General features: G+C 59.2%; 9 protein-coding genes and 2 pseudogenes. 1 reads left to right on the top strand and 10 read right to left on the bottom strand.

What is annotated here, in order from left to right; all coding sequences use genetic code 11:
- Nucleotides 1-62: 62 nt before the first annotated feature.
- The 10 genes and pseudogenes from arsH to QRN25_RS25875 form a co-directional block, all read right to left on the bottom strand.
- Nucleotides 63-809 carry an arsenical resistance protein ArsH gene (gene arsH, locus QRN25_RS25920; protein ID WP_285022406.1) on the bottom strand — a complete coding sequence of 249 codons (747 nt, stop codon included), beginning with the start codon at nucleotides 807-809 and terminating at the stop codon, nucleotides 63-65.
- The gene (arsB, locus tag QRN25_RS25915; protein ID WP_285022404.1) at nucleotides 806-1,834 is read right to left on the bottom strand and encodes an ACR3 family arsenite efflux transporter; all 1,029 of its coding nucleotides are present in this window, start codon (nucleotides 1,832-1,834) and stop codon (nucleotides 806-808) included. The genes arsH and arsB overlap by 4 nt, the downstream gene beginning before the upstream one ends.
- A 5-nt stretch (nucleotides 1,835-1,839) precedes the next feature.
- Nucleotides 1,840-2,376 (bottom strand): GNAT family N-acetyltransferase, encoded by a 537-nt coding sequence (locus QRN25_RS25910; RefSeq protein ID WP_285022402.1) that lies wholly within the window; start codon nucleotides 2,374-2,376, stop codon nucleotides 1,840-1,842.
- Complete coding sequence (gene arsC / locus QRN25_RS25905) at nucleotides 2,373-2,786, bottom strand: arsenate reductase (glutaredoxin) (protein WP_285022401.1); 414 nt, start codon at nucleotides 2,784-2,786, stop codon at nucleotides 2,373-2,375. Before arsC ends, QRN25_RS25910 begins: the two co-directional genes overlap by 4 nt.
- A gap of 10 nt (nucleotides 2,787-2,796) precedes the next feature.
- The gene (locus QRN25_RS25900) at nucleotides 2,797-3,126 is read right to left on the bottom strand and encodes an ArsR/SmtB family transcription factor (protein ID WP_285022399.1); all 330 of its coding nucleotides are present in this window, start codon (nucleotides 3,124-3,126) and stop codon (nucleotides 2,797-2,799) included.
- A 306-nt stretch (nucleotides 3,127-3,432) separates the two neighbouring features.
- A pseudogene (locus QRN25_RS25895) lies at nucleotides 3,433-3,677 on the bottom strand (IS5/IS1182 family transposase); the annotation flags it as partial.
- On the bottom strand, nucleotides 3,656-3,925 hold the full coding sequence (locus QRN25_RS25890) for a UPF0149 family protein (protein WP_036526650.1): 270 nt from the start codon (nucleotides 3,923-3,925) through the stop codon (nucleotides 3,656-3,658). The pseudogene QRN25_RS25895 and the gene QRN25_RS25890, both read right to left, overlap by 22 nt.
- A gap of 71 nt (nucleotides 3,926-3,996) precedes the next feature.
- A complete protein-coding gene (locus QRN25_RS25885; RefSeq protein ID WP_231958373.1) occupies nucleotides 3,997-4,197 on the bottom strand; it encodes a transposase domain-containing protein in 201 nt (66 codons plus the stop codon).
- A gap of 27 nt (nucleotides 4,198-4,224) precedes the next feature.
- Nucleotides 4,225-4,467: pseudogene (locus tag QRN25_RS25880) on the bottom strand (transposase); the annotation flags it as partial.
- Nucleotides 4,468-4,815: 348 nt separating this feature from the next.
- The gene (locus QRN25_RS25875) at nucleotides 4,816-5,460 is read right to left on the bottom strand and encodes an outer membrane protein (protein WP_036526652.1); all 645 of its coding nucleotides are present in this window, start codon (nucleotides 5,458-5,460) and stop codon (nucleotides 4,816-4,818) included.
- Nucleotides 5,461-5,977: 517 nt separating this feature from the next.
- On the opposite strand from QRN25_RS25875, the gene QRN25_RS25870 reads away from it, so the two are divergent.
- Entirely contained in the window at nucleotides 5,978-6,193 is a 216-nt protein-coding gene (locus QRN25_RS25870) for a helix-turn-helix domain-containing protein (protein ID WP_081799049.1), read from the top strand.
- The last annotated feature ends 311 nt before the right edge of the window (nucleotides 6,194-6,504 follow it).

Raw genomic sequence — 6,504 nt, 5'->3', positions numbered from 1 at the left:
ACGGGCGGCAATTGGGAACGGAGAATCAGGGGCCGAACGGCCGGAATGGGTCGACCGCGGAATCAGGACTGGCCTGCTATCGCTATAGCAGAAAGGTCCGCAGTGGCGTCGATAGGCGCACCAGCCTCCTTCCGTTCAGAGTATCGGTCAACGAGCTGCGCCGCATGCGGCCGCATCAGCACCGTGAAGCGCACCAGTTCCTCCATAACGTCGACGATGCGCTCGTAATAAGTGGACGCTCGCATCCGTCCGTCCTCATCGAACTCCTTGTAGGCCATCGCGACTGAGGACTGGTTAGGGATCGTGAACATCCGCATCCATCGGCCGAGCAGGCGTAGCGAGTTGACGGCATTGAAAGATTGCGAGCCGCCGGACACCTGCATGACCGCAAGCGTTCGCCCCTGCGTCGGCCGCATCCCGCGCATCTGAAGCGGCAGATGGTCGATCTGCGTCTTCATGATGCCGCTGATTTGGCCGTGCCGCTCCGGGCGGCACCAGACCATGCCTTCCGACCACAGCGCATGTTCACGCATCTCATGCACCGCCGGGTGGTCGTCTCCTGCCACCTGATCGGGTAGTGGCAAGTCGCTGGGATCGAAAATCCGGGTCTCGGCGCCGAAGAACTGCAGCAGGCGCGCCGCCTCTTCCACGGCGAGGCGCGAAAACGAGCGTTCTCGCAGCGAGCCGTAGAGCAGCAGAATGCGTGGAGGCGGTTGGTCTGGGCCAAGGCCAGTCGCTGGGCGAGCCAGCGCGAAAGCCTTGTCCAAAGCAGGAAGATGATCAGGGGCGGCGAGTTCACGCAGTCTCATGCGGGAATACCTTTCTCGTACCAGGGGCGGGTCCGCTTCACCAAGGCGACGATCGACAGCATCACCGGCACTTCGACCAGTACGCCCACGACCGTTGCCAGCGCGGCGCCGGAACTGAGGCCAAAGAGGCTGATGGCGGCGGCCACAGCCAGTTCGAAGAAATTGGAAGCTCCGATTAGCGCCGAAGGGCCGGCGACGCACCATGCCACGCCGAAACGGCGACTGAGCCAATAGGCGATGCCGGCATTGAGATAGACCTGAAACAGGATCGGCACGGCAATAAGTGCGATCACCAGCGGTTGCCGGATGATCTTTTCGCCTTGGAAGCCAAACAGCAGCACCAGCGTCAAGAGCAGGCTCGAAAGGCTGATCGGGCCAATGGCGGACAGGAAGCGCTGAAGCCGCTTCTCGCCGCCGCGAAGGAGAGCGCGACGGAGCAGTTGCGAGATGACGACTGGGACGACGATGTAGAGTCCCACCGACAGCGCCAACGTGCTCCACGGCACGGTGATCGATGCCGCGCCCAGTAGCAGACCCACCAGCGGCGCGAAGGCAAAGACCATGATCAGGTCGTTCAGCGCCACTTGGCTCAAGGTGTAGTTCGGCTCACCGTCGACGAGATTTGACCAGACGAAGACCATCGCCGTGCATGGCGCCGCAGCCAGCAGGATCAGTCCGGCAATGTAGGAGGACGATGCGCCTTCAGGCAGCATCGGCGAGAACAGATAGCTGAGAAAGAACGTGCCGAGCAGCGCCATCGAGAAGGGCTTGATCGCCCAGTTCACCACCAGCGTAACGCCGATACCGCGCCAGTGCTGCCGAAGACTATGAAGCGCGCCGAAATCGACCCGCAGCAGCATCGGGATGATCATCACCCAGATCAAGCCCGCCACCACGAGGTTGACGTTGGCGATCTCCAGCGCTGCAATGGCCTCGAAGGCGCCGGGGAGCAAATGGCCGAGACCGATCCCGATCACGATGCACAGGGCCACCCACAGCGAGAGGTAGCGTTCGAACAGCGACATGGCCGTCAGCCCTTCCCGGAAGCGACAGGCGCGGTCGCGGTACCCCCACCCAAGGCGATCTGCATGTAAACCGTGTCGAGCCAGCGGCCAGCCTTCCAGCCCATGCCGGTCAGGCGGCCGACATACTCGAAACCGCAGGATCCGTGGAGCGCGACAGAGGACGGTTCGCCGCCGCCGATAACGGCGACCATCTGCCGAAAGCCATAGGATTCAGCGGCCTGCAGCAAGGCCTTGAGCAACAGCTTGCCGATGCCGCCGCCGCGCCGATCGTGCGCCACATAGATGCTGTTCTCGCAGGCATAAGCATAGGCGGGTCGATCACGGAATTGCGTGGCGTAAGCATAGCCAGCCACCTCAGATCCATCGCAAGCGACGAAAAATGGCCAACTCCGGCCGGTCACCGTCAAGATCTTCTCGACGGTCTCGTCCTCGGTCGGCGGTACGACTTCGTAGGTCGCCGTGCCATGCAGGACGTGATGCGCATAGATGGCGGCGATGGCCTCGGCATCGCCGATCGTTGCTCCGCGAACCGAAAGGGTCAACGCCGGGTCGCTTCCACGACTTCGCCGTCTTCCTTGACGAAAGTGCTGCGCTGCTCGGCCGGCAGCAGGTCCAGCACTGCTTCGGAAGGACGGCAGAGTTTCACGCCCAGCGGCGACACGACCAGTGGCCGGTTGATGAGTATGGGATGCTCCATCATCGCGTCGACCAAGACCTCGTCCTTCAAGGTCTCGTCGCCGAGGCCCAGGTCGACATAAGGCGTCCCCTTCTCGCGCAGCAGAGCGCGTGGGGTAATGCCGGCCCGATCGATGAGTTCCAACAACAGCGCACGGCTTGGCGGCGTCTTCAGATACTCGACGACGTGAGGCTCGATGCCCGCATTGCGGATCATGGCCAGGGCATTACGAGAGGTCCCGCAAAGCGGGTTATGGTAGATCACGATATCGGTCATTATCGCCTCTTCAGCAGCAGGTCAGTTCGGCCATCAGCGGCTCGCACAGTTCGGCGCGCCCCTGGCAGCAATCCTTGGCCAGATAGATCATCAGTCCGCGCAGCGCGTCGAGGTTGGCGCGCTGGATCTGTTGACGACCTCGCTTCTCGGAAAGCACCAGGCCGGCCTTCGCCATCACGGCAAGATGCGTCGAAAATGTGCTCTGGGTCAGTCCCGACGCTTCGACCAGTTCGCCGGTCGACAAACCATCCGGCTCATGTCGGATCAGCAGCCGAAACGCATCGAGCCGCGTGGGATGGCCAAGAGCGGAGAGAATGGAAAGGGCGTCATCGGTGTCCATTCATCGTAATTATCCGATGCGATATGGCCCGTCAACAAGAGATCGAATATTCCCGATGCTTTAATCGGCAGGCTTGAGGGCAGCTTGGGACCAACTGCCAAATGGAAGCTGGCATTCCGAGATTGGCTCGACGCGCGGTTGGAACGGAAAACCTGACCGTCTGCACCTGGGGATCAAAAATCGCCCCTTGAGCGGCAATTTTGGGTCGGGTGCGATGGGGCGGGCCTTGAGACAGGCCGTGTGAAAACGAGACGGGGGAGAGGTCCATAATTTTGAAGGTGGGCGCTGTAGGTTGAGCATTGACGCTTAGGTCTGGATTGCGCCGATCAGTGGCTGGACGCCGAGGATGGCGATCAGCCTTTTGAAGGTATAGGCGAGGATGTTAAGGCTGATCTCCGTTCTCACGCGCTTGAGTGTCTTCATTTGGAAGTGTGTCGAGCCCATCCAGGCTTTCAATGTGCCGAACGGATGCTCGAAAGTCTGTCTGCGGATCCGCATTGCCTCTGGCGCACGATCAAGCGCCGCTCCATCACCTCGACGACCGCCTCATGCCCTTCATCCATCCCCGGACCCTGCCATGGTCAGCCTTCTGCCCCCTTTCAGAGAAGCTGGGTTGATAGCTCGGCCATCCCTTTTGAAGCTCCGCTTCAATCGCCTTGAACCGTGCCAGAACGGCGGCGAGGGCCTGCTCCATTCTGGCTTGATCCGTCACCGGGGGGAGCGCGGTCCGCAAGTCGGCGATCAAGTCGGCGATTTCCAATTCTGGTGTCACCAGCACGCCGGTCAGGTAGCCGTCCATCTCCAGTGGCGGGAGGAGAGCGGGATCCCAGACGAGAGGTGTGAACAGAGCGGAGTGAGGTTGTGACGTGTTCATGCAGCCTCAGCCGTCTCGCGTGGGTCCTGCCAGCGCCATGGCAGCAGTGCATCGATCCGTTTGATTGGGTGATTGCCAATGCGCGCAATGACGTCGGTGGACCAGGCTTCGGGCTCAACACCGTTCAGGCGGCACGCTTCGGCAAGCGAGTAAAATAGCGCCGAGGCATCCCCGCCCTTGGTGGACCCGACGAACATCCAGTTGCGGCGCCCCAGAGCAACGCCGCGCAAGGCAGTCGACACCGGAGGAAAGCATTTTGGTAGAAGTCGCCACGCACACCCGCTCGCGGCTATATACAACATCGCATTGAGGACTTCGCGCATGTCTGCCGTTCGAGGTCGGCCTCCGCGCCTTGCTGGAGGCACGAATGGCGCTGCCAACGCCCACTCAACATCGGTCAAATCCGATGGATATCGCAGTCCCTCCCGGCTATGCTTGCGGCGGGCGGTACCAGTCCATATCACCATTCACTTCATCTCTTCGCAAAGAGGCGTGAATCACAACATGCTGGTATTGCTCAACAACTTTCGGATGAGGCTCTTATTTAACGAAGCTCATTTCGGTTCTAGGTGACTAGCGGCGAATTGATCGCACCGGTCGCGATTGCGCCGCCGATTCTGAAACCGCCAAACATGCGCTCGATGCGGTAGCGCCACTTGTGGGTTGCCCGGCCATGCTCAATCGTGATCCGGCGCATTGATCGGCCATGTTTGAAGGCCTGCCGCACTTTCCGGTCCATACCTCCCACACAACCAAAAGGGGCCCGTACCTTCCGGCGCGGGCCCCTTGAGGCTGTCATCGAGGTCCGGCGACGCTTACTTGAAACGAATGCCGATGCCGCCCATCACGCGCTGACGGCTGCTATTGCCGTGATAGTTTGAATATACGTACTGTGCACTCGCATAAACCGGAAGGCGTCCTTGCGTCAGAGAAAATTCGACGCCGCCGCCGACTTGATAGCCGTCAGCGCGGTAGTGATCGTACACGAGTGTATTGCCTACGGGTCCTTCAATGCGCTTGCGTTGTTCGCCGTTTACGTAGCCGGCCTTACCAAAGATCAAAACGTCCGGAGTGGCTAGAAAGCCGGCTCGTACAGCAGCGCCCCATTCTTCAAATGCCTTATGGTCGATACTGTTTCCATTGGCGAGCGCCGTGGTGTTCTCGTTGCCCTTACCGGGCTTCCAGAAACTGCCTTCCGCACCGATCACGACGCGCTCACCCAAAGTGCCGTCGAAGCCGATTGTACCACCATAACCAAACTTGTCGTTGTGGTTACCCTCCGACTGAAAGCGGTCACCGCCAAAGTTACCTTCAAGGCGGATGCCGCGAAAGCTAGTGCCGTTTTCGGCCACGATCGGCGCATTCGTCGAAGCGTCGACGCCTGCATCCTGAGCCATTGCCGACGTGGACGCGATTCCCGCAGCAACAGCGACTGCAAGGGAGAGCGGCTTGAAAGTCATGGAAGTATCCTCTGGAGTGTCATTCGAATGGCAAAAGATGGAAAAGCCCATCAAGTTTCCGAGGACCGCGGCAATCGGTTGAAACTACGAAAGCATGTGACCAAATTGCAACACTGATGCGACCGCTCATGATGTATCAACGGGAAAAAAATGCCGCTCGATCATATGATCAATGAGCGCACTCCAGCGAGGATTTCGCCGTGTAAGCTGAGCCGTTTACGGGTATCACAACCGATTGCTCCTGCGTTGAAAGACATCGGGAGATTCGTGAGCTGTGTGCGAGTTGATAGTCTCACCGATGAAAAATACCTGCAGGGTCAATATCGGTTCTCGCCAAACGCACGAGATACGTTAGGCAAGGCCAACTGGCCTGCTAATGTGCACTTCTGCACTATCGGATGAGTTGTACCAAGCCCCAAAAGGCATTCTTTGTAATCGTTCACATGGGAAAAATCACCATTCCATATGCACTTGAAAATGAATACCTCCCTTATGATGGTTAATAAAGGGGGAACCTATGATTCGACTTGCTGAAAATGCACCGGTGCTGACAAGGCGTGAAGCCGAAGTCGTCCGCCTCGTCGCTGACGGCTACTCGGCAAAAGAGGCAGCATTAAATCTTAAGATCGCGCCGTGCACGGTTGAACGGCATATCGAGAATGTCCGGCTGAAAACGCGGGCGCGTAACCGAGCACATATGATCGCGCACGTCGTATTTGGCGGTCTGATCTAAAAGTAATTGGCCGGAACTTTCAGGACTTCGGGAAACCAGTCGTCGAAAGCGGGCCGAGAATAGCACGAATTTAGAAGACCGCATTCTCAATCGCGCAACCCATACGATGTCCGGTCTATGTAGCCCGAGGCGATGGAATGCGCGCGGTCTTTTACCCGGCTGTAGGCGAGTCGCCAATTCGGATTTCCAGCGCGATCTTGGCGAGGAGCGTGCTGGCGCATGGCCTCGATGCAGTCGGCGTAGATAGCTTGTCGGTCGTGAACAATGCGATGTTCGTTTCGGCGACGGGTAGATTGCGTCCGATGTGCCGT

Source organism: Novosphingobium sp. fls2-241-R2A-195 (assembly GCF_030209485.1).
GTDB lineage: Bacteria > Pseudomonadota > Alphaproteobacteria > Sphingomonadales > Sphingomonadaceae > Novosphingobium > Novosphingobium resinovorum.
The sequence above is the reverse complement of the archived record's forward strand: the minus strand, read 5'-3'. Positions and strand labels throughout refer to the sequence as shown.